Consider the following 24772-nt stretch of genomic DNA (forward strand, 5'->3'; position numbering starts at 1 on the left):
CAGATATACATTTTTGGCACATCCATATTCGGATTTTATAGGTATGCCTTTGATTTCATTTCAATCGAGCAATAACTGCTTCAGAAGTATAATTAACAGCTGCCCGCTTCCTTCACTTAGGGTGAAGCGAGGTACTCATTTGAGTGGTTTTACTTTTATAATTTTACACATATTTCATTCTTGTCTGGTATTAGTAGGACATAGCATATTCAATCTCCTAAAGTTTATACGAATAATATATTTTGACAGCAAACGACAATTATTTACATAAATTTAGTAATTTTTTACTATATTTAGAAGTTGTTATGTCTGATATGATGGAGTTGTCATGAAAAATTGGAAAGAATTAACTCTTATTTGACGAATGAGCTGATAAGGAAAGGGGGAAGTGCCCACTGATAGATTCATCTAAATGAAATGTAAAGGAACAATCTTTTCATGCCAAATGAAAGAATTATTTGTACTCATTAATTGAAAAAATAGGAGGATTATAATATTGTTTAAAAAATTGAGTATTTTAATGCTTAGTATGGTTTTGACAATTGTATTAATGGGTTTCGATAGAGTAGAGTCTTCTACAAGTGATTTCTTGCAGGCGAACGTTCCCCCAGCTTTGAGTGGGCCCTTCAAAATCACCGATGAAGAAAGAGTTGTGAAAGAAAAGTGGGAGAACCTGTTTGCTAATGAAGCGGAGTCCGCTGATACCCCGTTACTGACATATGAATACATTCCTGCTGAGAATGGTTCTATCACATCGCTCTTGCCAAAAGGAGCTGAGCCACGATATCTTGAAAAAGACGGAGATAATATTTATATAGAATATCATTTGAATAATGTGCGATATACTTTTGCTTATTATCCAGATAATTATGTCGTCAAGACTGTCAAATTATTAACAAGCTCAGGTGACACTGATGAAAATGATGTATTTCTAAATTATAATAATGTAGAATTTGATTCATATAATATTAAAAAACTCCAAGAAGGAGAGACAGTTACTAGAACAGAAGAAGAAGTTAAAACAATTCAAGAAGAGATGCGTAATAACCCACAAAATTTCACTGACCCAAGTGATGGCACATTAATTGCTCCAATGAATGTTGGAATTACAAGTGCTAAATACGTCTATTGGTATGCACCAGGAAGAATGAACGCTGTTAGATATTATAATCAAAATTGGACTTTCCCTGCGTTAAATGATGCATCCAGAGCTTTGAAAATATATTTAACAAGGGATTATTATGTTGAAAAAAGACGTACTCTTGGATATGTAATTAGTGAGGGTGCCGCTGCTCAAGCGGTGGCAGATGTTTTTAATACAACAGTTTTAACAGCTAAAAGTCTGCTTAATATAGCTGGTGTTGCAGTGGATATATATGATAGATTGAAAGAAGCGGCACAGCCAGTTCCTTTCCAAGAGTATGAATATTCCTGGGGGAATGAGGGCACAGTTTACGATACCACTGTTCACAATCAAGATGTTGAAGTATGGCAAGATTGGGCGAACGGAAAAATGAACCTTGTAAATCTTATCAATGGACAGGGAAAACAATGGGGGGTATCTGCTCCTGCAGTTAATGAGCCCACCGGCGATCTGACTGAGACAACCTTGAGGAATCATGCGGAATCTTTAGCTCAAAATGTTGCAAATATATACAATAATAATATTAAATTGTATGGTTCTTGGAAACATGGCGTTGGCAACGGTCTAGGAAGATAAATGTAATGGTTTTGGAGGGGCTTTTTTGAAAAAACAACATCGTTTGATTCTCATTTTAGTTTTTGTAGTAATGCTCTCATCAATTATCTATTTGTTTGTTAAGATGCAAACAATTCAACAGCGGAACAATGACCGAGAGAGTAAATATGTTCAAATCATGGAATTCATGATTGAAACCACTCTAAAAGAGGATGCATACATTACTGAGCAAGAACGAAAAAATGCTTCAGAGTGGAACCGATTGTTTGAAAACTATGGTATTCATTTCTCCAATGGGAATCAAGACCATTTGAAAATTCCAAATGACAACCCTGAAATTCGAAAATTGCTACCCCTTAACGCAGAACCTATTATTTTTGAAAAAGATGATACAGCCATTTATTTCAGGTATGATATTGAAAAAAAACGATATGATTTTGCTTATTACAATGCAGAAAATAAAATCATTAAAAGTGTCTATTTATTGCTTGAAGACTCAAATAATATTGTTAAAATCGCAAACGAAAATAATGAAGAATTTAATCCTACTGTAAACATTCCTTTTTATCGGAAATGAACCATTTTTAAAAGCTACTCATGATTCACAAGATAAGTCATGAGTAGCTTTATCATTTTGTATATGGCCAAGATGGGAGCCAATAGTTAGCTATCCGATGCTGTGTTAACATCTTGCTATTCTCCCCGTTATAGAATCTACCATCTGGATTGTCTCGCATGTTCCGTCGGGGTCGTTGATCTCTTTCCTAAAATGTATCAATGAATTTGCAATTCTATTGTATTTCACATCAGTTAATTGTGTTGCATATTATCTCTTTGGAATTTCGCTGAAGACGTCAATATCCACATTGACTCATTTGGGGTTAATGTATACTGTCCCCTATATACAGCAAGCGTTTACCGAACTGCTGGTTTCTCTTTATAATTTTATTTCAACACGGCATCAATAATATCAGCTATTTTTACCCACAAAAAATCATTGCCTTGAGTGAGTCTGACTTTTTTTTGCTGTTGGTCCATTTTGGTTACGACTCCTGCTAATTCCGGCCTATCCCATTCTCCAAATAATATCAGAGTCACTTCCTTCCTGAACCGCATCGATTCAGCGAGAAGCATGGATATCCGATCCGTCTCCTGTTCATCTAATTGGGGGCGCGGGTTCTTGTGCAAGTTCTGCTGCAGCCGGAGGTAAGCCTCTTTATGTTCCGGCAGCATCATTCTCGAGGATTCGAACAACCCGTTTCCTTGCAGCTTCTTGCTCATTTATAATGACCTCCGATTTTCAGGGATCTCTCCGCAGCCTGCCCGGCTGTTGTCAAGGACGATGCTCTCACGATGGCGGAGCTGCCATAGCGGTCTTTTAACTCATCCGTTGCTTTCTCCAGGGCTCTGTACTTGACCTGATCCTCAAAAAAAGTGAGCTGATAGCCTTGATCGTTGGTTAGCTGGCTTAAGGTGACCCCCATGCGCCGAACAGGCATTTGATCCCAAAATTTATAGAACAGCTTTTTGGCCGCTTGAAAGACGGTATTGGTGTGGTTGGTAGGGTCCGGCATTTTCATCTGGCGCGAGAACCCGGTCGGGGCTTCGTAAGGACTGCACATGCAACTGACCGTCACTACAGAGCCCCTATATCCTTTGCGGCGGCAGTCGCGGCAGACCTCCTCCGTCAGCTCCAGCAGGACGGTCTCCACTTCCCAGCGTTCAATATAGTCTCTGGGCAAGGTCATCATATGGCCCACCGACTTCGGCGCTGTGTTGAAGGTCCCGGGAGTCACCGGGCTATCGTCGAGACCATTCGCCGTGCGCCACAGCACTTCCGCATGGATATCGGATTGCTTGCCGAAGCGGGCGCGAAACATCTGCTGGAGGCGAGGCAGTGGCGTTCTGGCGATTTCGCCAACGGTATAGATTCCAAGTCTGCCCAAATGAGCGGTCATTCGGGAGCCGACTCCGAACATTTTCTGAACAGGCTGACCCCACAGCAGGTCTTCAATCTGAGTCCGCGGTAAAGTAAAAATGCCCCTTTCATTTTTCTTGGCCCATATATCCGTCGCAATTTTAGCCAGGATTTTATTGGAGCTTATGCCTACTCGGACCCATACCCCGGTTTGCTCTAGAACCTTCAGTTGAATAGCTTCAGCGATTGTTTCCGGGTCCCCAAAGAGGTGTAAGGTCCCCGTAACGTCAAGAAATTGCTCATCAATGCTGAAAACCTCCACCAAATCCGTAAACTCTTCGTAAATCTTCGTAATCCTTAGTGAAATGTCAATATAATGCTGCATGCGTGGTCGGATGACCACTAGATCCGGACACTTGCCAATGGCCTCTCCCAGTCGCTCGGCTGTAGTGACGCCGTATCGCTTGGCGATTGGGCATGCTGCCAAGATGATTCCAGATCTGCGCGCCGGATCGCCTGCCACAACGACAGGTTTATCCGCGAATTGAGGATGATCAGCTTTCTCGACGCTTGCATAGAAGGATTGGCAATCCGCCAGCATGACAACTCGATGGGGTGTGGTATTCATTGAGGTGCTCCTTATCTTGATGTTTATGGCGCTGGCGGGCAGCCGCCCACGACGCTTATTTTCCACACTTCCGGCCAAAAAACAGACTCAGCTTCGCAGTCAGCTCCGCTTTAACCAAGCTCCAGAGCATCGCAAAGGTATGATGATATCCGCGGCATAAATAGCGGGCTTCGATTCCCAGGCGGGTACGCTGCTGCTCATATACTTTAATTCCCCGTATTCGCATTTGTTGGCGTATTAACGTTAGAGCGGTTGTAATGTCAATTTGTATGCCTCTCAAATTGCCCACATAAAAAGCGGCCATTTTTAATTGAATTCTCTCCATCAGGGCGATATCGTGCTCCAGAGCATCCAGAAGAAGAGGGAGCAGGATGTATTCCTTGACCAGCTCAAGGTCTTCTTTAGTTTCCAGAGGCGCCTTGCTCATCTAAGAAATTCTCCTTTGTCTGTACGATAAAAAGCAATGCGGGCTGCCCCGTCCTCCATTGAACCTTTCTCTGGAAAGAGAACGTATGTTTCTATTTTATGCTCATTATATGGCGAATATACGTTCTTGTGCAAGTGGTAAAAAAAGCAAGCGGAGGAGGCGCCAAAGGCGCCGGACTGGTAATGGAACGTAAGATTTGCTATCCTTTTGCATAGTTGGCTGGAAGCGGTAGAAAGCCGGCTCTCCGCGGTCGGGCAGCGGGCATCCGTCGCACGGATACGAAACAAAGCGCTCGGCTCGGAAATATATGCTCGGCACTAAAGATTTCAAAGCTCATGAAGTGGAGAAAGAAAGATGCTTCCAGGGCGAGTTTTGGCTTTGTATTCCTACTATCCGAAGGCCCACCCAATGAGTAAGAAATGATGGGTTGAATCGGGGTCCCCGAAAAGTACCTGGAATCGCTTCGAAGCTTACTTCACTTTTTGGGGAAGGAGTATGATGTTTGAAGCTTCGGGGGCACTTTCCTTCGGAACGGAATGATAGCTTTCTTTAGTGCCACATATATAGGTATGACGGCTAAGAGAGTACCGACCAGGCCATAAGCTGGCGGACGGCTGCCCGGCTATAAGGCCGACGGGGCTCAGGCTCGCATGAAGAAGCTGAAGAGAGAGGGGACTATTTGTTGAAAAGATTCGCTTGGTTGCTGTCGATTGTTTTATTGTTTGTGGCTGGTTGTGAAGGGGACAAGAAGCCGGGAGGCGACAAAGGGACTCCGTCTCATTCCTCGGACCCGGATATTGTGCTGATCGGTTCGGAGATTGAAGGAATGTATCTGGCGCGAGCGGCCGCAGATGAAGGATTGCATGTAGTCGTGCTGGATCCGCGCAGCCGCCCGGGAGGGCAGTTAATTCAAGGAGAGATGCTGTACTTGGATGAGCCTTTTGACGGCGCCGGCGAATCTCTTCTGCAAGGACGGGTCAAGGAGCTTTTTGACCGTTACAAGCAAGGGGAAATCCGCAAGAAGGAAGAGTTTGTCAACTATTTCGAAGCGATTGCAGACGGAATTCCGATCGAATCAGGGATAGAAATAATAAAGATCGAAACCGAACAGGATACGGCCCGTTCCAAGCAAAAAATAAAATCACTGACCTACCGAACGGCAGCCGGTGAGGAAAAAACGGTCACAGCCAAGTATTGGGTGGAGAATACCGATTTCGCCGCTCTTTCCAGCCGATTAGAGGTAACCGGAATCCCGGGGATCGAAACGGTGTTTGGCGGATCGGCGAAGGACTACATGGCCGCTTCCATTATGATGAAATTCCGTAAGGTCGACTGGGCAAGATTCAGCGGCGAAATCAATCAGCTGGGCCAAGAGAAGAAGGAAGAAATCTATGGGGCAGGCACCTACCTTACCGGGACCTTCGCCTATGGATTTGGAAATATCGGCAAGAGCTACAGTCCAAGCCAGCAGGATGTTTTCCTGCGCGGATTAAATATTATTAATCAGCGGGATGGGGATGTTCTGATCAACGCTTTGCTTGTTTTCGACGTCGATCCTGCCAATAGCCAGCGGATTGAGGAGGCGCTCGCCGCGGGGAGAAAGGAGACGGATCAAGTCGTCCAGCATTTGCGGCAGCAGCTGCCGGGCTGGGAGGAAGCGGAGGTTAACGGCTATCCGGAATATCTCTATATTCGCGATTCTGACCGATATGAGACGGAATATGTGCTGCAAGCGACCGATCTCTTCAGCGGCGCCATGTTCTGGGATAACGTGAGCATAGCGGGGTATCCGATAGATCTTCAGGGCAATAAAGCCAATCCTTGGGGGACAAGCACAGGCAAGCCCGATAAATATGGGATGCCGCTTCGGGCCTTCCAGTTGAAAGGCTACACTAACGTACTGACCGCCGGTAAAAATGTCGGAGCCTCGGCGGTAGCCTACGGCAGCGCCCGGATCCAGCCGAATACTTCGCTGGCCGGCGAGGTGATCGGAATTATTCTCGGACAGATCGATGGGAAGAACGAGTTGGCTGATCTTTCGGAGAAGGAGATGAAGAAGCTGCATCAATATATAAAGAAAAATTACGGCATCACCTTGAGCGGAGTGAAGGCTGACAATAAAATCGCCGGATATAGCGAGGAGCAGCTGGAGCAGATCAATAAAGGCAAGCTGGCGGTGGAATAACGATCGGGTGCGAAGCGGAGTGATCTGCCGTCCGTCTAGGGGCGGCAGGTCTTTTTTGTAAAAAAGGGTCTAAAGATCTATGGAAAATCTAAAACAAGGCGAATGGATATAAATGGAGAATTATTCGAAAGGTAAAAATATCCTGTAATAGATAGGTAAAGGCTATTGTAGAAACATCTTCCATCTAGTATATTAGATATAGGAAAAAAGTCGAATCTTGTCGGCAGCGGGAGTGTTTAAGGTTGATAGACTTCTGGCTTTTTATCGGTTTCTCCATGTTAGAGACTTTCGCCATGTTTTATTTCATTTTTGTTCTATTCAAAATCGATATTTATCCAAAAGAAATGATTTTTGCAAGTCTTATCATGTCCTTCATTTCTTATGTCCTGCGAACGGTTTATGAGTTGCCACAGATGGATGTTATCGTTCAGGTTCTTTTAATGTTTTGTTTTATATGGCTGCTCTTTAAGATTCATGTGTTTTATGCCGCAATCCTGACAGGTATGGCGTACCAAGCCTATATGTTTATTCAAGGACTCTATTATTTCATTATGGATAGCGCCGGGCTGTTCGATGTTGGCCTTCCATATATTTTAAGCATCTGCACATTTGTATTGCAGACGCTTTCCGCGGCAACGGCCATAGGGATAGGTTATTTTCTATCTATTAAACGTAAAGGGTTTGATTTCGTACCGGACAAGCCCAGTGGTAAAATAGCGGTGAAAACGTGGGAAAAGGTCTTGTTCGCCCTGAATATTCCTTCTGTCATTATTGTTTTATTAACGATGTATTTTGCTTCTAATTTATCGACCCTCTTTTTTGTCGTGCCTCTAGTTAATGCAATAATTTTGTACGGATATCTCTATTTTGCTTATAAAAAGGATAGGGCAGAAGATGAACACTTTAGCGTATAGAATTGCTGCTGCGATCAAGAAGGCGGATTCCGATCGTACTCATTCCATCGAAGTGATGCAGTATTCATTAGCTATTTTGCTGAACACCGCTCTGATTATCGTCGTTTCTTTGCTGATCGGCTGGTGGACCGGCCAGTTCACCTCCACGCTGGTGGCTTTAATAAGTTTATCCGGTCTAAGAATGGCATCAGGAGGCGTTCACTTTAAATCCCCCTGGGCTTGTAATGTCGTCTCGGTTCTGCTAATTGTCGGAGTTGGGCATATTCCCGTTTATCCGGAATCGCTGCTGTTTTGGGTCAATGTCATAAATCTCGTCCTAATGATTAGTTTTGCTCCGCGTCCAGACGCTAACGCAGCTATTCCTGTAAAGCTATATCCCCTTTTAAAATGGATTTCGATAGGCCTGGTCAGCTCCAACTTCATTATTGGTTCGCATGTTATTGGGTTGGCCTTCCTGGTCCAATCTTTAACAGTAGTTCCATGGAGAAAGGAGGGGATAAAATGAAAAAGATGGCAGCTCGATATGCGTCTTCCGTTTTGGCTTCATGTGCAGTTGTTTTCGTCGCGATTCTCAAACCGATGTTTCACAGCCCGAAAGCACCTAAGGAGCTAATGAAAAAGCAGTAAGGATAGTAAGGTGGGGAAATTCATGCGTGTTCTCAAAAATGACGGTTCTTCCTGCGAAATCCAAGAGGAAGAAATATTGTATTTTACCAACCACAGAAATACAATATACGTCCATACGACAGATGGCGAATATGTACTCCCCACCACACTTTCCGATCTTCACGCCGCCTATAATCATAGCGGATTTGAGAGATTGGATCGCTCCAACGTCGTCCATCTCAAAAATGTTGCAGGATATGATTCGGAGCGAAAGATCGTTTATTTCAAGGAATCGCAAACGTTCGCCACCGTCTCCGAATCCAATGAGAAACGAATCAAAAGGTATTTGGAAGCAAGAAAGAAGAGCTCGACCTGATCCGGTCGGGCTCTTTCTCATTTTTCGCTAAGTATAGACAAACATTATCGCATATTTTCCACAATATGTAAAGATGTTTTTGGAATGCGAAACGGTACAGACGATAAGGGGGACTAATGATATGCTAGGAATAGATAAACTAGACTAAATAGATCGAAAAATCCCGAAGGGAGAGGGACCATGTCTGATGGAAGATTTGTTCAGACGCCGGAATATGCGGGAGTCAGTCAAAAGCCGTTTGGGAAGGAAGAAGTCCAAATCGGGCACACCGCATCATCTAAAACGGTTATACGGGAATCATGGAAAAATATAGCCAGCCGATTCTCTGCCAAGAAATCGTCTTATGATTGGGTGGAAGCGTTGAAGTGCCATTATGATCGTTCTCCAAGGCCCTCGGCATTGGAAACGCTGGACAATCGGGAACTGATGAACATTTATCGGCTGGCTGTAGATGCCAACACGTCCAACGATTTCATCGAATTAATCCTCAAGACGCTGCGCGGAAGAAACGTGGATGTCGTTGAAGTTATAAATAGCCGGTAAGAGCCCAACTGTACTGTTAACACAAGAAAGAAGTAGATAGAGGGCAGAATAGATTGCCCGGAATGCGCCGCTTTGCGGCGTTATTTTTTTGCGAATTTTGGTGAAAAGCGGCACTCCCTTTCTTAAACTGCTTTAAAAAGACCTTTTCCTCTGTTATCGGTTCGTTGCCTTTTATAGGGGGATCGGGTACTATGTTTTAATGATTGTCGTGAAAACAGACTTTATATACTTTAGGCTCGGAATGCGCCTAGGACCAATATTGGAGACAGAGAGAAATGGGAGAATAGACATGAAAAATATTTATAAAATTTTCAGAACAGATTTGGTCAATATAGCGAAAAACCCGGCAGCTCTGCTAGTCATAGCTGCTGTTGTCTTTTTACCTTCTTTGTATGCGTGGTTCAATATCATTTCTTCATGGGACCCTTATGCCAACACTAAGGGAGTAGCTATTGCGGTGTCCAATATGGATGAAGGAACGACGCTGGAAGGCAAGGAGATTCAGGTTGGCGATGAAATTATTAAATCGCTGGAGGAAAACGACAAGCTGGGTTGGGTGTTTGTGGATGAGAAGGAGGCGCTGCGCGGGGTGGAGCACGGCGAATACTACGCCAGCATCGTTATCCCGGCCGATTTTTCAGAGAAAATTGCAACGGTCGTTACGGGCCATCCGCAGAAGCCGGAACTGGATTATTACATCAATGAAAAAATTAACGCCATCGCTCCGAAGGTAACCTCGGCCGGCGCATCGGGCATTATCGAAAATGTCAGCAGTCATTTCGTTAAGAGCGCTAATGGAGCCATCTTTAAAGTGTTTAATGAAATCGGCCTGGAGCTTGAACAGAGCTTGCCCGCGATGGAACAAATGAAGAAGCTGGTCTTTCAATTGGAAGCCGATTTACCGGAAATCGACCGGATGATCCAGCTTGCGCAGACGGATCTGGACAAGGCCGAGAGCATCGTTGGCAAGGTCGATGACGGCTTGGTCAAGGTCAAGGAGATCGGCCAGCACGCCGAAGCGCTGGGCAGTCAATTGGAGACGCTGCTCTATGAGGGAGACCGTGTCGTCAGAGAGTATGCTCCGACTATTCAAGCCGATCTTCAGACGGTTCAGGAGATCGCCCTTCTGACCTCGGAGCTGACCGACAGCCTGATAGCGTCGGATATTAATGCGGACACGCTGCTCCATGGGCTGGAGCAGGCGATGGAAGCTGTCGATAAGGGAGCCGCGGCATTGGAGCGGCTGACGGATGTGGTGAAATCGATCGATACGATGATTTCAGAGGAGGGGAAGCTGCAAGAGGTCATTCTTACTCTGATCTCCGCTCACGATCGCCTCAGTGAACTGAGAGGGATTATGGCTTCGGCGGTCCGCCTGCTCCACGAGGGAGAAGAGCCGGCCCGCGAGGTTCTGCAGCGCATCCATGATGCTGCCCAAGAAGCGGATCGGCTCCTCGGCGAGCTCATTCAGCTTCACGATGAGCGGCTTCTTCCCGCTCTGAAGGAAGCGGTGGAGAAGGCGAAACAGGGGGCGCCGAAGGTTAAGGAGGAGCTCCTTCTGCTCCAGGAGAAGGTTCAAGCGGGGGAGCAGGAACTGGGCAAGCTGCTGGACATGCCGTGGGATCCCGAGCGCGCCAAGCAAGGGCTGGGAACGGCCATGGAGCGGATCGATACCGGTCTGGCGGTGACGGAGCGCCTGATCGATCGGTTCGAACGGCTGAACGCCTTGACGGACAGGAAGCCGCTGCAATCTCCTATCGACGCGCTCAAGGAAGTCCAGAAGCGGTTCGAGACGGTAAAGGAACGGCTCCAGCAAGCGCAGCAGGCGATCGAGAACGGACAGCAGCCCGCGGAGAAGCTGCTGAGCGGAATCGGCGAGCTGCTTAAGGAGGCGGACCGCCTGCTTGGTGAGGTCATCCAAGCCTATGAGCCGGTCCCGCTTCCGGCCCTGCAAGAGGCGCTGGCCCAAGCGGAGGAGCTTGATCGGCAAGTGCGAGGCGAAATGGACAGGCTGCAGGAAACGGCGCAACGAGTGATCCGCCTTACCGACAAGGGATTGTCCTTGGATACCGCCAAGGTGAGGACTGCCCTGCTCGAGGGGATGGCTCGAATCGATCAGGGTCAGGCCGTTATAGTCCGTCTGATCCGCTCTCTGGATCAAGCCCAGACGCTAGTCAAAGACGGAGCGCTGCGTGATGCTGTGGAACGGCTAGAGGCCATGCAGGAGCGTCTGCTCACATTGAAGGAGGCGTTGGGCAAGGCCTACGAAGTGGTGGAAGCAGGAGGGCAGCCGGCGGCGGAGCTGATTCATCGCATCAATGCTGGGGCTAAGGAGCTGAACCATGGGCTCGGAGAGCTGCTGCAAATTTATGACAGCAAGCTGGCTCCGGCGTTGGAGGATGCGTCCACGGTGGCACAGCAGACGGTGTACAAGGCCAATACCGTCATTCACGAAGCTAATGAGGCTCTGCCGGAAATTGAGAGCCTTCTGCTTAAAGCCGGAGAAGGGGTGGAGTTGGGGCAGCAGGAGGTCGGACGAATCCGCGATAAATTCCCTGCCGCCCAGACCAGACTGACGGAAGTGGCCGATCGGATCAGAGAATTCGAGAAGACCGGGGCGCTGGATCAAATATTGGATCTGATGAGGTTGGACGCGGATGAGGAGAGCGATTTTTTTGCCAAGCCGGTGGAACTGAAGGAGCATAAACTGTTCCCGATCCCCAACTATGGTTCGGCTATGTCGCCTTTCTTCACGACGCTGTCGCTCTGGGTAGGCGCCTTGCTGCTAGTCTCGCTGTTAAGAGCGGATGTAGAGAACAAGCAGGACTACAAAAGCTATGAAGTCTATTTTGGCCGCTTTCTTACGTTTCTTACGCTCGGACTGGGCCAGTCTCTTATCGTCACGCTCGGAGATCTGTTTTTGCTTAAAGCCTATGTAGTGAATAAAGTCTGGTTTGTATTGTTCGGTCTTCTGATCAGCGGGATATTTGTTATGATTGTGTATACTCTCGTTTCGGTCTTCGGAAATGTGGGCAAAGCGATGTCTATCGTGCTGCTCGTGCTTCAATTATCCGGTTCAGGAGGAACGTTTCCGATTCAGATGGCTCCGGACTTTTTCCAGAAAATCCATCCCTTCCTGCCCTTTACGCATGCTATTACTTTAATGCGCGAGGCCGTAGGCGGAATGCTGTGGAGTGTTGTCTGGAAGCATGCTCTTATTCTGCTCATCTATATCGTTATTGCATTTGTGATGGGAGTCGCGTTGAAAAAAACATTTAATAAATCGAGCGACAAATTTTTGGAAAAAGCGAAGGAGAGCAAGCTCATATTGTAATCTGGAGCAGGGAAAAAATAAAGGAAGGGCTGCCGAGCTTCGGCGGCCCTTCCTGCGATTTTATGCTATGGGAGGCATTCCATTACCCGAACTGAGCATCGGGCGGAGAACGTTTCATGGAGCAGGACAATTTCGATTAAATCAGCAAGCCGCCTCTCTCTTTATATCTTGCGATCAGCACCTCGCTCTGGACATCTGTGATCCCCTCTATCGCCTGCAGCTTCTTGAGATATCGCTCGGCATGCTCTGCATTATCCAGTAAAGCATGAACATGCAGATGCGGTTTGCCGCTCATTTGGTACACGTTCGTGATTTCCTCCGCAGCGATCAATTCATCCGCCACTTGCTGCAGTTTGGGCCATTCCACCTCGATATTAAAAAACATAGACAGCATTTTTCCTGCTTTAAGAGGATTGACCACAATAGTGAACCGGTCGATTACCCCATTCTGGATCAACTCGTTGATCCGCTCTCTGACCGCTGCCCGGGTCAGGTTCACAAGCCGCCCCAGCTCGGCATTGCTCAATCGCCCGTTCTCCGATAAATATTTCAAGATCAGAGTATCGGTCTCATCCAAATTATTGAAATGCATGGCATCATCCCCCGATGAGATTTTTTTATTATACATCTCTACTTTACATTGTAAATTGTTATTAGAATATATTGATCGATTGTAAAATATATGATATACATATGGATGTGTTATTGCAAGCGAACGTGATTTGTATGAGGAATACATCAGGTGGATTCGGAGCTAAACGAAAAGTGAGAATGGATTCCATCCGTTTGGTGCAGAACATGAGTAAGGCCCTGCCGAAAAGGAGGGGCGATGCGGGGGCTTCGATTTCCGGCAGAAGTCTTATTAACAGTCTGGGAGGGGAAAAATATGGCCTTAATGGCAATTCAAATTCTGGGAATATCCGTTTTGGCCGGAATGGTAGGATCGGTACTGGGTCTCGGTGGCGGGATCATCGTTACCCCTGCGCTGACCTTATTATTTGGCGTAGACATCAAGCATGCTATCGGCGCAAGCATCATCTCGGTCATTGCTACCTCTAGCGGATCGGCTATCGCGTATATCCGGGACCGTATTACGAATGTCAGGGTAGGGATGTTTCTAGAAATTGCGACTACGATCGGAGCGATCACCGGGGCATTCGTCGGAGGGCTGATCGCTCCCGGTATTTTGTATATCGTTTTTGGGTTGGTGCTGTTGTATTCCGTTATTGCGATGCTTAAGAAAGCGAGCGATGAATTACCCGGTGAAGTTCCGCTTCATCCGGCCGCCCAAAAATTAAAGCTGCAAGGTCAATATTATGACAAAGCCTTGCAGCAAAACGTCTCCTATAATGTAGATAATGTTTATGGAGGGTTCAGCGTCATGTATGGCGCCGGCGTTATTTCCGGGCTGTTGGGCATCGGCAGCGGGAGCTTTAAAGTCATGGCGATGGACGTGTTCATGAAGCTGCCTCTTAAAGTATCCAGCGCTACCAGCAACTTTATGATGGGAGTTACAGGCGCCGCCAGCGCCGGTGTGTTCTTCTTCCGTGGAGATATTGATCCCGTCATCTCCGCGCCTGTCGCGCTTGGGGTATTGGCGGGAGCCATGCTAGGAACGAAAGTGATGCAAAAGCTTAAAAGCAAAACGATTCGCAAATTGTTCATTCCGATCCTCGCTTACGTGGCCATCCAAATGATTGTTCAAGGATTGGGGGCGAATTCATGAGTACCGAAGAGCAAGCCAAAGATCAAGCCAAAGGACAGGTCGATGATCAAGTCAGGGGACCAAGCCGAGAGAATGATCGGGCAGCCGCGGTGGAGCTTGTCGTCAGCCGTTGGCTGAGAGTGGGCGTAATGGTGAGTGGCGCGGTAATTTTGGCGGGGTTGTTGTTCTTTATTGTTGCAGGGGACAGCGGTTATCCGGGAGCCACCTTCCCAACCTCTTTGAAGGATATTTTGGCGGGAGCGATGGCTTTCAAGCCCTATGCGATCATTATGGCAGGCCTATTTTTGTTAATTTTAACTCCCGTTTTACGGGTGGCTATTTCACTTATTGTATTTTTGGTTGAAAAAGATTATTTGTATGTGCTGCTGACCAGCTTCGTATTTATAACGCTGATTATTAGCTTTTTCTTGTAAAAATAAGGATAGGTAAACTCGCTGACGCTTAGACGATAGCCGTAAGCAAGATCTTATAGCTTATGCAAGTTCGGAAGAACTGACGGTTATGGGCAACCTTATGTTCCTAATTACGTATTTATCGTTGGAGGTGTTAAAATGTCAATAAAAGGTAGATCTGTGTCAGCAGACGGAATTAGAGAAGTTCAACAAGTTAATCCAGCGCTAAGTGCAGGCATCGTGTTCAACTTAAAATCGAGCGCAGAGGTTCGCATTCAGTACGACAAAGAGGATGTATACGTAACAAGGACGGATAAAACAGGACAAAAGAAATATATTGTAGAGTCCGCAGTGCTAAAGGAATTTTTTGATAATAAACTGAAATTATTTCATGTTTCGTAAGGTACGCTATATAAGATGACAAGACCTTCGGCTGAAGGTCTTGGAATGCCTTGCTCAACTAATCCGTCTTGTTGAATCTACACCGTTACCCAAAAACTTGGGCGGCAATCGCAAATAGAGTACCGTTCCGATTCGGGAGTTGATCGGAATGGATGATCATAACGGGAGGTTGACTTACCTTTTTAAACCCGCACCGTATCAAATGTGCCATTAGTTTCTCATGGCCGGAGGGCACATCGATTCTTATTTTTCCCTCATGCGCACCTGCCAAATGGTTTATTAATAAGCAAGCTATAGCATAGTTAGGAGCTACAATGGGGCCTATTATCCGGTTAACGGGGCCCGGAACAGATAATCCATAGCCTACCGTTCTCCCTGCTGAATCTTTGGCGACAAGGCACAACAGGGCTTGTTGTATCCGATGAATCAGTAATGTTCTTCTTTCTTCACCTACGGCCGTTTTATCCAATTCTACAATTCGAGGAAGGTCTTGTTCAGCAAAAGGCGTGATTACGTATTCAAAATTAGGAGACGATTGAGGGACATAGTTATCGCATATAAATTTATGAACATAATCTGCAGTTCTGAATCCCATACTTTCATATAACGGTTTTCCTTCTTCGGTTGCGATCAACATAACCGCAGCTTTGGGAACTGTGCGCAAGCACCTCTGGACCACCTGCCTGCCAAGTCCCATTCCTCTGTAATCCTCACGAACAATAACCATCCCTATGGAAGCCAAAGACTTCCCGTATGGAATGACTGCCGCGCTGGATATAATGGCGTCTTCTTCGTTTTTATGACCATAAACTCTGCCCGTTGACAGGATGGTTGCAATTTCACGGTCGTTATAATCCCAGCCAACCGATCCCGATAATTCGATTAATCCGGGAATATCATTTTCTCCAAATGTGATGATGTCAGGTAAAACCCTTTTAAACGAGGCCATTGGAAGCTCCTTTAATGGTTAATAGTTCCATTCTATTTAAAGAAACGAGACATGACAACTATATATGTGGCACTAAAGAAAGCGATCATTCCGTTCCGAAGGAAAGTGCCTCCGAAGCTTCAAACATCATACTCATTCCCCAAAAAGTGAAGCTAGACTTCGTAGTGATTCCATTTACTTTTCGGGGACCCCGGTTAAACCATTCCTTATTTATTGAATAGGCCTTCGGATAGTAGGAATACAAAGCCAAAACTCGCCCTGGAAGCATCTTTCTTTCTCCACTTCATGATCTTTGATCTTTAGTGCCGAGTATATAGGATTTGTCCGAGCGAAGAAGTCTTCTGAGAATGTTCTTGCTTCTCCTGTTTTCTTAGTATAAAATGGGAACATGTGTTCTTGTGATGGTCAGAGAACAGAGAAGCTAAAGAATGAGAAAAATTCCATCGGAGTCCTTCGGGGATGAGCGACCGCGTTTAAAGGTTGTTTTTACCACACCAGAAATGTAGATATTCACTAGGTCATTGCATAAATAGTGAAACACTTTCTGGTTGGCATGAAAGCTACCGATAAGGAAGAATTCGACGACATCTCCGAAATGGCTTCAATAGAAGCTTTTCTTATCGCCAAATAGAATTGGATGGGATTCAGGAAGCAGGAACTTATAAATTCTATATGTGGTTAGAAAGGCGGTGCGGCCGCATGAATATACAACAAAAACTATCCGAATCCATTGCTTTACTTGGATGGACTAGGATGACTCTGCCGAATCATCAGGGGGAGATTGGCGAATCTGACGGAATAAAGTTAGCCTCATATCAAGTGAAACCGGAGGAGAGAGATAGTTATCTAATCTACGAGCTCCTGCAATTTTGTATGCGACTAGGGCGAGAAGTCTCCTTAATCGTACGGGGGCAGTTCGGGAAGGAACGGTTAATCGGCCGAATTTATCACCTGGATCCTGCTCGAGTCACCCTTAGTACCGGTAACGGATACGAATGGATAGAGCTAGAGGATGTAATGGAAGCGGGCATGAAAGTAATCGGTTGAGAAAGAAAAGGTCCTCACAGTGCATAGGAGATCGTCACGGTTACGGCGGAGGAGTGAGGCGGTTTGGAAATAAAAAATGGAGCGCTGAGATTTAATCCAGCACTCCATTTCTATGCGGCTTATTTTTCCCGTTCCCCTGACCTGTTTCTTAACCCTGCGAGTCCAATTAATCCGAGAAGACCTACCCATCCCCAATTATTGGCGTAAGTATTCGTTGCGTATGTTCTCGTATTTGCTGTTCCTCTGTCATGGGTGGTTGTTCCTGTTGTCGTTCCTGTTGTTGTTGCAGCTGTTTCTGTTGCAGCTGTAACTTCGGCAAAAACAGGCATCGAAAAGAATAGAATCGAAACCGAAACCATCAAAATAGCAACTAACCTCTTCATGTAAATACCCTCCTATTTGTAGTTGTATATTGCTTAGACTTCAACGGGCTCAGGTCTTGTAACATGTAACGGCGGTGGTATCAACCAGCCTTTTTCCTTAGTCATCTCAACAATTTTTAAACCCAAAGCCGCTTTAGTTGTGTGATACTTGCCAAATAAGGCTCCAATATCTACTCTTATTGATTTGCCCATAATTTGGCTGCATACCACCATGCTTGCCGCAGTATCTGCCGCAATAAGGGAGGCAATCTCCGGGTCTGTAATTCTTGCACCGACTGGAATCTCGGCAAGCTTCGCTTCAGGCCTGTCCGGGAGAACGGGGGAAGGCGCAATTCCGTTACTGGTTAATATTGTGTCACATTCTTTAACTTCTAATTCGGATTGATCGATTAAATCGCTCAAGATTTTTTTCAAGTCTTTGTCGCCAGCATGGAAATAGTAAGCCCGATAGACTGAAATACAACCTTTTGCTTTCATGGAAAACGACCATACATCAAAAATTTCACCATAATGAAGAGGTTCATCTTTGGGATTTCCACTTAATACGCCCATGATAACAGCTCCTTGTCAATGGTTGTCAATCGATCGTTATAATTCCCGTTTTCTTAAATGTTATACGCTAATTTTTAGAAAAGAAAACTTAAGTTTGTTATTCGTAGTGATTTCAGCATGGATGTATTTTCTGCCGAAAAGTCATCCACACTGCTGAAAAAAATAATTGGGCGCCCCTTGCGGGACGCCCTCATGGGAGAGGAGAAACCGGACGAAGAGCTTATGGGGAAACGTAAGCCTTCTCCGCGGTTGTCTACGACATTGCTCTAATGTCGATACTGTCATGATTGACTCTTTGCTCTGAAATTATACATCTGTGATTAAATTTTTTTGTAAAAAGCGGCAACAATATGTGATAATATAGCAACGAATGATATAAGCACAAAAAGGGGTCAGCCGATGAGAGTCATTTCTGGAACAGCTAGAGGAAGGCCGCTTAAGGCCGTACCCGGCAGCGGAACAAGACCTACGACAGACAAGGTCAAGGAAGCGGTATTCAGCATGATAGGACCATATTTTGATGGGGGGCGCGCTTTGGATTTGTTTGCCGGAACAGGAGCTCTCGGAATCGAGGCACTTAGCCGGGGAATGGACCAGGCCGTATTCATCGATCTGGAGAAAAAAAGCATCGATGTCATTCGTGATAATTTGCAGTCGGCGGGATTAGCGGAGCAGGCCGAAGTATATCGCAATGAAGCGATTCGCGGTCTTAAAGCATTGGCCAAAAGAGACATTCGTTTTGACCTTGTCTTGTTGGATCCTCCTTATAAGATGAAGAGATTAGACGATCTCGTACGAATGATAAGCGATCTGGAGTTGTTGGAGCCGCAAGCGACTGTTTTGATCGAGTGCGACACCTCTCATGTCTATGAAGCTCGCATCGGAGATTTGTTCCAAACTCGTCACACCGTCTACGGGGACACTGCTATCTATGTTTACCGTTATGAAAGTCAAATCCCGGAGCAAGACCTGCACACGAAGAAGGAGTGAATCAGCGATGAATAAACCGAGTCATGAGCATACGATTGCCGTCTGTCCGGGCAGTTTTGATCCTGTTACTTATGGACACCTGGATATTATTCAAAGAGCGTCGCAAGTGTTTGAAAAAGTCATTGTCGCCGTTCTAGTCAATTCCAGTAAAACGCCTTTGTTTAGCCTTCAGGAGCGACAGAAATTTTTGGAGCAGGTCACTGGGCATATTCCGAACGTTGAAGTAGACAGCTTCGATGATTTGCTCATCAACTATATGAAGGAACGCAAAGCCCAGGTTATTGTCAAGGGCTTAAGGGCAGTATCCGATTTTGAGTATGAGCTGCAGATGGCTGCTCTCAATCGCAAGATGAGCACGGATATCGAAACCTTTTTCATGATGTCAAGCAGTCAGTACTCCTACTTAAGCTCGAGTATTGTCAAGCAAATCGCCCAGTTTCATGGTCCGGTCGGAGATTTCGTGCCCGAGGTGGTCGAGCAGGCGCTAAGAGACAAGTATAGCACCCGTTAGTTGGTTTTGTTCCTGCAGATGTAATAAATAATGGAAGACGTACATATCAGAAGGACAATAAGCAATGCAATGAACAAATATAGTTTTCCTAACAGCGGCCACATTCTTAATCCCTCCATCCAGAAGGAGCCGGCTCCGATCGTTGAAGATTTGGCGGAGATGGAAGCTCCAACCATGTCAGAAGGGGCAAATGATGTACCGATAATCCCGAAGGTGGAAGTTAATGGTTTCCACAGAAGGACCGTTAATATAAAAGCATAAGCTGCGTGCAGCAATCGGGCAAACATAAAGGGAAAGTAACGAATTCCGTCTGCCTTGGCCAAGCTGATGGTCTGCGCGTGCAAGGAAAAGCCGCTCCATCCGAGAATAGCACCGATCACTGCCGATTGAACGAGAGGAGAGGACGACCACTGGCTTGTTCCGAACACACCGAGATAGGGATCCAGAAGGCCGGCCAGGTAAGTGGTGATCGGTTCGGCCGCCAGAAAAGGTCCGAAGGCCAATACAAGGACACGGTGAATAACGGAAAAAAGAATGATATATCCACCGATAGCAAGAAGCGTTTGAGCGGCCGAGGTTACCGAATCTCCCAGCAGCTTGCCGAATGTCCGGCCATCCTCCTGATGGGCCGAGCGCATAGACCAGGCGGAGCGGCGAAGAAGCCCGAGCTGGTTCTGTAACGAACGGGAACGGTCCTCTGGAGCTTTATTCGCCTGCCCGTCTTTATACAACAGCCGCAAGGTAATCCCCATAATTAGTGCCGATAAATAATGAATGACGGCAATCAGGAACCCGGTTTCAGCGCTTTGCAGGAAGCCGACTCCGATAACAGCTATCATTACCATAGGGCTGCATAAATGGCTGACCGCGAGCAGTCTCTGAGCTTCGGCCGCGTTGATCAGCCGCCCACGGATGAGCTTGCCGGTCGCGTCCGCCCCTGCTGGAAAACCGGCGGTCAGTCCCAAGGCAAGCGCCCAGCCTCCCGCTCCGGGAAGCCGAAACACCCATCTCATGGCGGATTCCAACAAACTGCCGAGAGCATGCACGAGACCAAGGCCCGTCATCATCTCTGACAGGATGAGAAAAGGGAGCAGTCCGGGAAATACGACGTTCCACCATAATGTCAATCCGTTAAGGGAAGATTTAAACACTTGATCGGGATACATAATAATAAACAGTACGAGAATAACAGCCAGGCCGCCGAGCAGAATGGTAAATGATCGGCTGTCGGGCTGAATCCATTTCCGCATGCGATTCACCTCCGTCCCGCTTATTGCATATTTACGCCACACGGCCTGGAAATAGACCAAGCCTTCCTTCCGCTCTCGGGCCAAGCCCTGAAGGCAGGGAAGCCGCCTGGAGTCAGCAAAGCAGCCTTGTGTCTTGCTAGGCTAGAAAATGATCTTTTGTTTTATAGGAATCCGTGTCATTAATGAATGTGGCGATGCGAGCCGGGCTTTGCGTTCTTTTGGATGGAGTGGACTCTTGCATCAGTTATTGCCGTATATATAGCGGGGATAACTTTTTCTACAGAAAGGAGAGGAATCCAGTGGCGGATCATACTAAGGAGGGAGCGTCCGGAGGCCGCGATCCATGGGAACGAATTGAAAGACGGAGACGCCGGGGCAGAAATTCTGCCGTCCGGTACCTGGCCCCGATACTGGTTGGACTGATCTTTTTTTGCATTCTGTATTTTATTCCGCTTCCTTATTATATTTATAAGCCGGGTTCGGCGGAGAACATCAGACCTATGGTTGAAATTCCGCAAGGCGGACAGCCGGAAAGCGGGTCCTTTATGTTGACGACGGTAGGGGTGGTGAATTCCAATCTGATCGGATATCTATATGCCCAGTGGAGTGATCTCTATGAGCTGCGTCCCAAAGAGACCGTTCGCCGCGAAGGGGAAACGGAACGGGAGTATAACAAACGGCAGGAATATAATATGGTAACATCTCAAAGCAGCGCTATTCAGGTGGCTTATCAAAAAGCCGGCATCCCTTACCGAATAGATAATGTCGGTATCATCGTGCTGCAAGTGGCTCAGGAAATGCCTGCTTATGGCAAGCTTCAGGCGGGAGATATCATTAAAGAGGTCGATGGCCGGACGGCTGCGGCTGCTTCCGAGTTGACCGAGTACTTGCAAAGCAAATCGGCTGGCGATGAAGTTAGCGTCACTTTCCAGCGGGGATCCGCGACGAAGACAGAGACGATCGCTCTCGGCCAGCTCCCGTCGGACAAGGATGACCCGGTGGAGAAGCCGAGACCCGGCCTCGGCGTTACTATTGGCACCCTGCAGGAAGTGCGGGCAGAGGATGAAGCGAAGCAGGTATATGTAAAGGCGGGGAACATTGGCGGTCCATCGGCCGGGCTAATGTTTTCGTTAGAAATTTACAACCAGCTGGTGGAAGAGGATATAACGAAAGGCTACCGTATCGCAGGTACCGGGGAGCTGGACGTTCACGGCAATGTCGGGGTGATCGGAGGAATCCAGTTCAAAGTAGTGGCCGCCCATCGGGAAGGAGCGGATATTTTCTTCGCCCCGGAAGATTGGATTCCGGAGCCGGGACAAAATTTTGCCCCTATTCCAAACGCCTCTATAGCCGAGGAGCAAGCAAAGAAGATTAAAACCGAGATGAAAATTGTTCCGGTGCGGACAGTGGACGATGCACTGGCTTATTTGAAATCCTTGCCGCCGAAAAATGCCTCCTGAGTAGAAGAGCAAGGGATGGCATCTGATGCCACTGCAGAAATACATCGAAATCCAGTAAAGAACGGTTAATCCGGCTCCATCCGAAGCGGGGGCTCATAGTAATCGCGGAATATTTCCCCGGAAGAGGGTCTTGAATACCCGAGGGAGTAGGCTCCGGTGGCCCTTATGTCCATTTCCAGATACGAAGGGCATTCCCTCGGGATTTTGACGAGAATGGGACAGCGAGCGTTCTGTTTCATCCGTTTCAGCAGTAGACGGCCCTTGGAGGAGAAGCCGAGCACGCGAATATATTGCGGGCCAGCGCCCAACGCTTCCCGGGATAACTGAACTTTATAATGGTTGAGCAAAATTCGGACGAGCATTCTTTGCAGCTTCGTCCGCGTGTATCGCTTCGTTTTGACCAGGCGGATCAGAGCTTCGAAAGCATCCTCTTGGGTGAGCGGATCGCTCTGGTGCCGTAACCATTCAGGAAGACTTTGCTTAAGGCGATGCTCCAATCCTTCGGTCACTTCATGGATTAAATGCAGCTCGTCGGCTGATTTGGTGACAAGCTGATGAAGCAGGGGATGCAGGTAATGATTCCAAGTGATCGGTGCTCGTCCAGCCTGCAGCTCTCTGGAGAGAATGTCTAAAGTATAGGATGGGACATACCTGAGAATCTGCTGCAACCCTGCTTCCTGCCCGTTCTTATCCAATAAACGGCGGATAGCTGTTGCGCTGGCGATCCGTTCATCGGTGGCGTCCTGGTCATGATAGCCTGAATTGTGGCGGGTAATCGTGGCGGGAACAATGGAGCTGTTTAGCCTTTTTAGCGCCATCAGATAATGTAATCCGAGCGTATTATTAGGCGCGTTCAGGTTGCCGGCAGCTTCTTTGCCAAGCCAAGCCTGAATCGCGGCGCTGTAAGCGGACGGATAGTTCAAGCCTTGCTCCAGCCTCTCAGCCAGAAGCCGCTGGAAGCTGTTTTGTTCCTCGTGCAGCCGCTCAGCCAGGCTTGACAGCCAATCGACATCTCCGCCTTCACTGCCAAAGCAGAGCGAATCCACCGCGCCGCAATCGTCCAACGTACGTACGGCGCCGTAAGCGAACCATTCCGCCGCTTGTGAGGAATAGGCGACAGGAAGCTCGAGGACGACATCGACCCCCATCCGTAAAGCCATCTCCGCCCGGGCCCACTTATTGACGAGGGCCGGCTCGCCCCGCTGCAGCCAATGACCGCTCATGACGGCTATGGCTGCATCAGCTCCGGTGACGGTCTTGGATTGTTCAAAATGATATACATGCCCGTTATGAAGCGGGTTATACTCTACTATGAGGCCGACGGTTTTCAATCGCAATCTCCTCCCTGGTTGCCCGTTAGGTCCAGACCTGCTATGATCGGGTTAAGTGTCGCTTAAATCGCATAAGAAGCTACCTCTAAAGAAGAATTCGGCGACATCTGCGAAAATGCATCCATGTAAGCTTCTTTTACGATGCAAAGATGAAAAGATAAGTGATCATTGCCTTGCTTAAATCGCATAAGAAGCTACCTCTAAAGAAGAATTCGGCGACATCTGCGAAAATGCATCCATGTAAGCTTCTTTTACTATAGCATGGACAGAAAATGTTGACAAAAGATCAGCACTATCGCTATAATTAACTTTGTTTGTTTGGGGTGAATATTCATGCTGCTTCATCTTAAGGACTTAATAGCCAAAGAGAAGTCTGTGCATATGAAAGAGTCCTTGGATCTGTCCAGTTTGCTGAAGGACCGTCAAGATTTGCGAAGCTTCGGCTTGCTGGAAGCGGAACTGGAGGCTAAAGGGACATCCGGTATGGTGGAGGTCACCGGCGAGCTGACGCTTGATGTAGAGATGTCATGCTCCCGCTGTCTGGATCCTGTCCGCGAGACATTGAGTATTCCATTTCGGGAATTGTTCGCGGGGTCGGCAGAATTGCTGCCGGCGGAGGAAGTGGATGATGCCCACATAGTGACCGAAGATAAAGTAGAGCTGACCCCTTACCTGGAGGAGGCCGTTGTGCTCGCTCTCCCTTATGCACCGTTGTGCGGTGAAGAATGCCAAGGGCTTTGTCCGGTATGCGGAAGTAACCGCAATGATAACCCTTGTGAGTGCAAGGTGGAGAGAATCGATCCGCGGCTTGCCGGTTTGGCGGATTTTTTCAAACAGCCATAAGCAGATTCACTACGGACTATTCTAATACAAACTGATAAACTGGACTTAAAAGATCGTTAAGGCGAAGATCGGTTTATCTCATGATAAGGAGGTGGAAAATCCATGGCAGTACCTCAGCGGAGAACATCCAAAACTCGTCGCGACAAGCGCCGTACTCACTTTAAACTAGTTGTTCCTGGCATGGTCAAATGCGAACAATGCGGAGAGCTTAAAATGGCTCATCGTGTATGTAAAGTTTGCGGGACTTACAAAGGTAGAGAAATTATTAAACAATAATGAATTGGAAGTAGTGCTTCATCTTTTCGG

The 24772-nt window shown here is 47.1% G+C and carries 27 protein-coding genes; 18 read left to right on the forward strand and 9 right to left on the reverse strand.

Annotated features, from left to right (window positions below; all coding sequences use genetic code 11):
* The first annotated feature begins 496 nt into the window (after nucleotides 1-496).
* Complete coding sequence (locus KJS69_RS10835) at nucleotides 497-1720, forward strand: hypothetical protein (protein WP_213583780.1); 1224 nt, start codon at nucleotides 497-499, stop codon at nucleotides 1718-1720.
* 25 nt (nucleotides 1721-1745) lie between these two features.
* Nucleotides 1746-2276, forward strand: coding sequence for a hypothetical protein (locus KJS69_RS10840; RefSeq protein ID WP_213583781.1), 531 nt, complete (start codon nucleotides 1746-1748; stop codon nucleotides 2274-2276).
* Nucleotides 2277-2644: 368 nt separating this feature from the next.
* Here KJS69_RS10840 and KJS69_RS10845 read toward each other — a convergent pair whose 3' ends face one another.
* The 3 genes from KJS69_RS10845 to KJS69_RS10855 are packed head-to-tail and all read right to left on the reverse strand — an operon-like array spanning nucleotide 2645 to nucleotide 4672.
* Entirely contained in the window at nucleotides 2645-2980 is a 336-nt protein-coding gene (locus tag KJS69_RS10845) for a YolD-like family protein (protein ID WP_213583782.1), read from the reverse strand.
* The gene (locus KJS69_RS10850) at nucleotides 2977-4245 is read right to left on the reverse strand and encodes a DNA polymerase IV (protein WP_213583783.1); all 1269 of its coding nucleotides are present in this window, start codon (nucleotides 4243-4245) and stop codon (nucleotides 2977-2979) included. Before KJS69_RS10850 ends, KJS69_RS10845 begins: the two co-directional genes overlap by 4 nt.
* A gap of 55 nt (nucleotides 4246-4300) precedes the next feature.
* Entirely contained in the window at nucleotides 4301-4672 is a 372-nt protein-coding gene (locus tag KJS69_RS10855) for a YhjD family protein (protein WP_213583784.1), read from the reverse strand.
* 682 nt (nucleotides 4673-5354) lie between these two features.
* On the opposite strand from KJS69_RS10855, the gene KJS69_RS10860 reads away from it, so the two are divergent.
* From KJS69_RS10860 to KJS69_RS10890, 7 genes are all read left to right on the forward strand, one after another.
* On the forward strand, nucleotides 5355-6857 hold the full coding sequence (locus tag KJS69_RS10860; RefSeq protein WP_213583785.1) for an FAD-dependent oxidoreductase: 1503 nt from the start codon (nucleotides 5355-5357) through the stop codon (nucleotides 6855-6857).
* Between the two features lie 293 nt (nucleotides 6858-7150).
* Complete coding sequence (locus tag KJS69_RS10865) at nucleotides 7151-7771, forward strand: hypothetical protein (RefSeq protein ID WP_213583786.1); 621 nt, start codon at nucleotides 7151-7153, stop codon at nucleotides 7769-7771.
* The gene (locus tag KJS69_RS10870) at nucleotides 7752-8276 is read left to right on the forward strand and encodes an accessory gene regulator ArgB-like protein (protein WP_213583787.1); all 525 of its coding nucleotides are present in this window, start codon (nucleotides 7752-7754) and stop codon (nucleotides 8274-8276) included. Before KJS69_RS10865 ends, KJS69_RS10870 begins: the two co-directional genes overlap by 20 nt.
* Nucleotides 8273-8398: a cyclic lactone autoinducer peptide gene (locus tag KJS69_RS10875; RefSeq protein WP_213583788.1), complete on the forward strand. Its 126-nt coding sequence runs from the start codon at nucleotides 8273-8275 to the stop codon at nucleotides 8396-8398. Before KJS69_RS10870 ends, KJS69_RS10875 begins: the two co-directional genes overlap by 4 nt.
* Nucleotides 8399-8420: 22 nt before the next feature.
* Nucleotides 8421-8753, forward strand: a complete 333-nt coding sequence (locus tag KJS69_RS10880) for a LytTR family DNA-binding domain-containing protein (RefSeq protein ID WP_213583789.1) — start codon at nucleotides 8421-8423, stop codon at nucleotides 8751-8753.
* 180 nt (nucleotides 8754-8933) lie between these two features.
* Nucleotides 8934-9296: a sporulation histidine kinase inhibitor Sda gene (locus KJS69_RS10885; RefSeq protein WP_213583790.1), complete on the forward strand. Its 363-nt coding sequence runs from the start codon at nucleotides 8934-8936 to the stop codon at nucleotides 9294-9296.
* A gap of 289 nt (nucleotides 9297-9585) precedes the next feature.
* Nucleotides 9586-12630 (forward strand): YhgE/Pip domain-containing protein, encoded by a 3045-nt coding sequence (locus tag KJS69_RS10890; protein ID WP_213583791.1) that lies wholly within the window; start codon nucleotides 9586-9588, stop codon nucleotides 12628-12630.
* A gap of 136 nt (nucleotides 12631-12766) precedes the next feature.
* On the opposite strand, the gene KJS69_RS10895 is transcribed toward KJS69_RS10890, so the two are convergent.
* A complete protein-coding gene (locus KJS69_RS10895; RefSeq protein ID WP_213583792.1) occupies nucleotides 12767-13222 on the reverse strand; it encodes an Lrp/AsnC family transcriptional regulator in 456 nt (151 codons plus the stop codon).
* Between the two features lie 294 nt (nucleotides 13223-13516).
* Here KJS69_RS10895 and KJS69_RS10900 point away from each other — a divergent pair, with 294 nt between their 5' ends.
* The 3 genes from KJS69_RS10900 (at nucleotide 13517) to KJS69_RS10910 (ending at nucleotide 15150) form a co-directional block, all read left to right on the forward strand.
* Complete coding sequence (locus KJS69_RS10900; protein WP_213583793.1) at nucleotides 13517-14356, forward strand: sulfite exporter TauE/SafE family protein; 840 nt, start codon at nucleotides 13517-13519, stop codon at nucleotides 14354-14356.
* Entirely contained in the window at nucleotides 14353-14769 is a 417-nt protein-coding gene (locus KJS69_RS10905) for a DUF1634 domain-containing protein (protein WP_213583794.1), read from the forward strand. Before KJS69_RS10900 ends, KJS69_RS10905 begins: the two co-directional genes overlap by 4 nt.
* 138 nt (nucleotides 14770-14907) lie before the next feature.
* Nucleotides 14908-15150 (forward strand): hypothetical protein, encoded by a 243-nt coding sequence (locus KJS69_RS10910; RefSeq protein WP_213583795.1) that lies wholly within the window; start codon nucleotides 14908-14910, stop codon nucleotides 15148-15150.
* 85 nt (nucleotides 15151-15235) lie between these two features.
* Here KJS69_RS10910 and KJS69_RS10915 read toward each other — a convergent pair whose 3' ends face one another.
* Nucleotides 15236-16099 carry a GNAT family N-acetyltransferase gene (locus KJS69_RS10915; RefSeq protein WP_213583796.1) on the reverse strand — a complete coding sequence of 288 codons (864 nt, stop codon included), beginning with the start codon at nucleotides 16097-16099 and terminating at the stop codon, nucleotides 15236-15238.
* Nucleotides 16100-16798: 699 nt separating this feature from the next.
* Between KJS69_RS10915 and KJS69_RS10920 the strand changes: the two genes are divergently transcribed.
* Nucleotides 16799-17146 (forward strand): YolD-like family protein, encoded by a 348-nt coding sequence (locus KJS69_RS10920; protein ID WP_213583797.1) that lies wholly within the window; start codon nucleotides 16799-16801, stop codon nucleotides 17144-17146.
* Nucleotides 17147-17265: 119 nt separating this feature from the next.
* Here KJS69_RS10920 and KJS69_RS10925 read toward each other — a convergent pair whose 3' ends face one another.
* Nucleotides 17266-17529 (reverse strand): WGxxGxxG family protein, encoded by a 264-nt coding sequence (locus KJS69_RS10925; protein WP_213583798.1) that lies wholly within the window; start codon nucleotides 17527-17529, stop codon nucleotides 17266-17268.
* A 33-nt stretch (nucleotides 17530-17562) separates the two neighbouring features.
* The gene (locus KJS69_RS10930) at nucleotides 17563-18081 is read right to left on the reverse strand and encodes a DUF3231 family protein (RefSeq protein ID WP_213583799.1); all 519 of its coding nucleotides are present in this window, start codon (nucleotides 18079-18081) and stop codon (nucleotides 17563-17565) included.
* A gap of 399 nt (nucleotides 18082-18480) precedes the next feature.
* Here KJS69_RS10930 and rsmD point away from each other — a divergent pair, with 399 nt between their 5' ends.
* Nucleotides 18481-19071 (forward strand): 16S rRNA (guanine(966)-N(2))-methyltransferase RsmD, encoded by a 591-nt coding sequence (gene rsmD, locus KJS69_RS10935; protein WP_213583800.1) that lies wholly within the window; start codon nucleotides 18481-18483, stop codon nucleotides 19069-19071.
* Nucleotides 19072-19078: 7 nt separating this feature from the next.
* Nucleotides 19079-19582, forward strand: coding sequence for a pantetheine-phosphate adenylyltransferase (coaD, locus tag KJS69_RS10940; protein ID WP_213583801.1), 504 nt, complete (start codon nucleotides 19079-19081; stop codon nucleotides 19580-19582).
* Here coaD and KJS69_RS10945 read toward each other — a convergent pair.
* A complete protein-coding gene (locus KJS69_RS10945; RefSeq protein WP_213583802.1) occupies nucleotides 19579-20832 on the reverse strand; it encodes a nucleoside recognition domain-containing protein in 1254 nt (417 codons plus the stop codon). The genes coaD and KJS69_RS10945 overlap by 4 nt on opposite strands.
* A 299-nt stretch (nucleotides 20833-21131) precedes the next feature.
* On the opposite strand from KJS69_RS10945, the gene KJS69_RS10950 reads away from it, so the two are divergent.
* The gene (locus KJS69_RS10950) at nucleotides 21132-22292 is read left to right on the forward strand and encodes a SepM family pheromone-processing serine protease (RefSeq protein WP_249730462.1); all 1161 of its coding nucleotides are present in this window, start codon (nucleotides 21132-21134) and stop codon (nucleotides 22290-22292) included.
* A gap of 65 nt (nucleotides 22293-22357) precedes the next feature.
* Here the strand turns inward: KJS69_RS10950 and KJS69_RS10955 are convergent, their stop codons facing one another.
* Nucleotides 22358-23623, reverse strand: coding sequence for a nucleotidyltransferase (locus tag KJS69_RS10955; RefSeq protein ID WP_213583803.1), 1266 nt, complete (start codon nucleotides 23621-23623; stop codon nucleotides 22358-22360).
* A gap of 381 nt (nucleotides 23624-24004) precedes the next feature.
* Here KJS69_RS10955 and KJS69_RS10960 point away from each other — a divergent pair, with 381 nt between their 5' ends.
* Nucleotides 24005-24466 carry a YceD family protein gene (locus KJS69_RS10960; protein ID WP_249730463.1) on the forward strand — a complete coding sequence of 154 codons (462 nt, stop codon included), beginning with the start codon at nucleotides 24005-24007 and terminating at the stop codon, nucleotides 24464-24466.
* A 102-nt stretch (nucleotides 24467-24568) separates the two neighbouring features.
* Complete coding sequence (gene rpmF / locus KJS69_RS10965) at nucleotides 24569-24742, forward strand: 50S ribosomal protein L32 (RefSeq protein WP_213583805.1); 174 nt, start codon at nucleotides 24569-24571, stop codon at nucleotides 24740-24742.
* Nucleotides 24743-24772 lie beyond the last annotated feature (30 nt).

Source organism: Paenibacillus sp. J2TS4 (assembly GCF_018403245.1).
Lineage (GTDB): Bacteria > Bacillota > Bacilli > Paenibacillales > NBRC-103111 > Paenibacillus_L.

Bases quoted from the DNA above. Each gene is read 5' to 3' on its own strand.
- KJS69_RS10845 (WP_213583782.1), bottom strand. From the start codon at position 2,980: ATGAGCAAGAAGCTGCAAGGAAACGGGTTGTTCGAATCCTCGAGAATG.
- KJS69_RS10850 (WP_213583783.1), bottom strand. From the start codon at position 4,245: ATGAATACCACACCCCATCGAGTTGTCATGCTGGCGGATTGCCAATCC.
- KJS69_RS10855 (WP_213583784.1), bottom strand. From the start codon at position 4,672: ATGAGCAAGGCGCCTCTGGAAACTAAAGAAGACCTTGAGCTGGTCAAG.
- KJS69_RS10865 (WP_213583786.1), top strand. From the start codon at position 7,151: ATGTTTTATTTCATTTTTGTTCTATTCAAAATCGATATTTATCCAAAA.
- KJS69_RS10870 (WP_213583787.1), top strand. From the start codon at position 7,752: ATGAACACTTTAGCGTATAGAATTGCTGCTGCGATCAAGAAGGCGGAT.
- KJS69_RS10875 (WP_213583788.1), top strand. From the start codon at position 8,273: ATGAAAAAGATGGCAGCTCGATATGCGTCTTCCGTTTTGGCTTCATGT.
- KJS69_RS10880 (WP_213583789.1), top strand. From the start codon at position 8,421: ATGCGTGTTCTCAAAAATGACGGTTCTTCCTGCGAAATCCAAGAGGAA.
- KJS69_RS10885 (WP_213583790.1), top strand. From the start codon at position 8,934: ATGTCTGATGGAAGATTTGTTCAGACGCCGGAATATGCGGGAGTCAGT.
- KJS69_RS10890 (WP_213583791.1), top strand. From the start codon at position 9,586: ATGAAAAATATTTATAAAATTTTCAGAACAGATTTGGTCAATATAGCG.
- KJS69_RS10895 (WP_213583792.1), bottom strand. From the start codon at position 13,222: ATGCATTTCAATAATTTGGATGAGACCGATACTCTGATCTTGAAATAT.
- KJS69_RS10900 (WP_213583793.1), top strand. From the start codon at position 13,517: ATGGCCTTAATGGCAATTCAAATTCTGGGAATATCCGTTTTGGCCGGA.
- KJS69_RS10905 (WP_213583794.1), top strand. From the start codon at position 14,353: ATGAGTACCGAAGAGCAAGCCAAAGATCAAGCCAAAGGACAGGTCGAT.
- KJS69_RS10910 (WP_213583795.1), top strand. From the start codon at position 14,908: ATGTCAATAAAAGGTAGATCTGTGTCAGCAGACGGAATTAGAGAAGTT.
- KJS69_RS10915 (WP_213583796.1), bottom strand. From the start codon at position 16,099: ATGGCCTCGTTTAAAAGGGTTTTACCTGACATCATCACATTTGGAGAA.
- KJS69_RS10920 (WP_213583797.1), top strand. From the start codon at position 16,799: ATGAATATACAACAAAAACTATCCGAATCCATTGCTTTACTTGGATGG.
- KJS69_RS10925 (WP_213583798.1), bottom strand. From the start codon at position 17,529: ATGAAGAGGTTAGTTGCTATTTTGATGGTTTCGGTTTCGATTCTATTC.
- KJS69_RS10930 (WP_213583799.1), bottom strand. From the start codon at position 18,081: ATGGGCGTATTAAGTGGAAATCCCAAAGATGAACCTCTTCATTATGGT.
- rsmD (WP_213583800.1), top strand. From the start codon at position 18,481: ATGAGAGTCATTTCTGGAACAGCTAGAGGAAGGCCGCTTAAGGCCGTA.
- coaD (WP_213583801.1), top strand. From the start codon at position 19,079: ATGAATAAACCGAGTCATGAGCATACGATTGCCGTCTGTCCGGGCAGT.
- KJS69_RS10945 (WP_213583802.1), bottom strand. From the start codon at position 20,832: ATGCGGAAATGGATTCAGCCCGACAGCCGATCATTTACCATTCTGCTC.
- KJS69_RS10960 (WP_249730463.1), top strand. From the start codon at position 24,005: ATGAAAGAGTCCTTGGATCTGTCCAGTTTGCTGAAGGACCGTCAAGAT.
- rpmF (WP_213583805.1), top strand. From the start codon at position 24,569: ATGGCAGTACCTCAGCGGAGAACATCCAAAACTCGTCGCGACAAGCGC.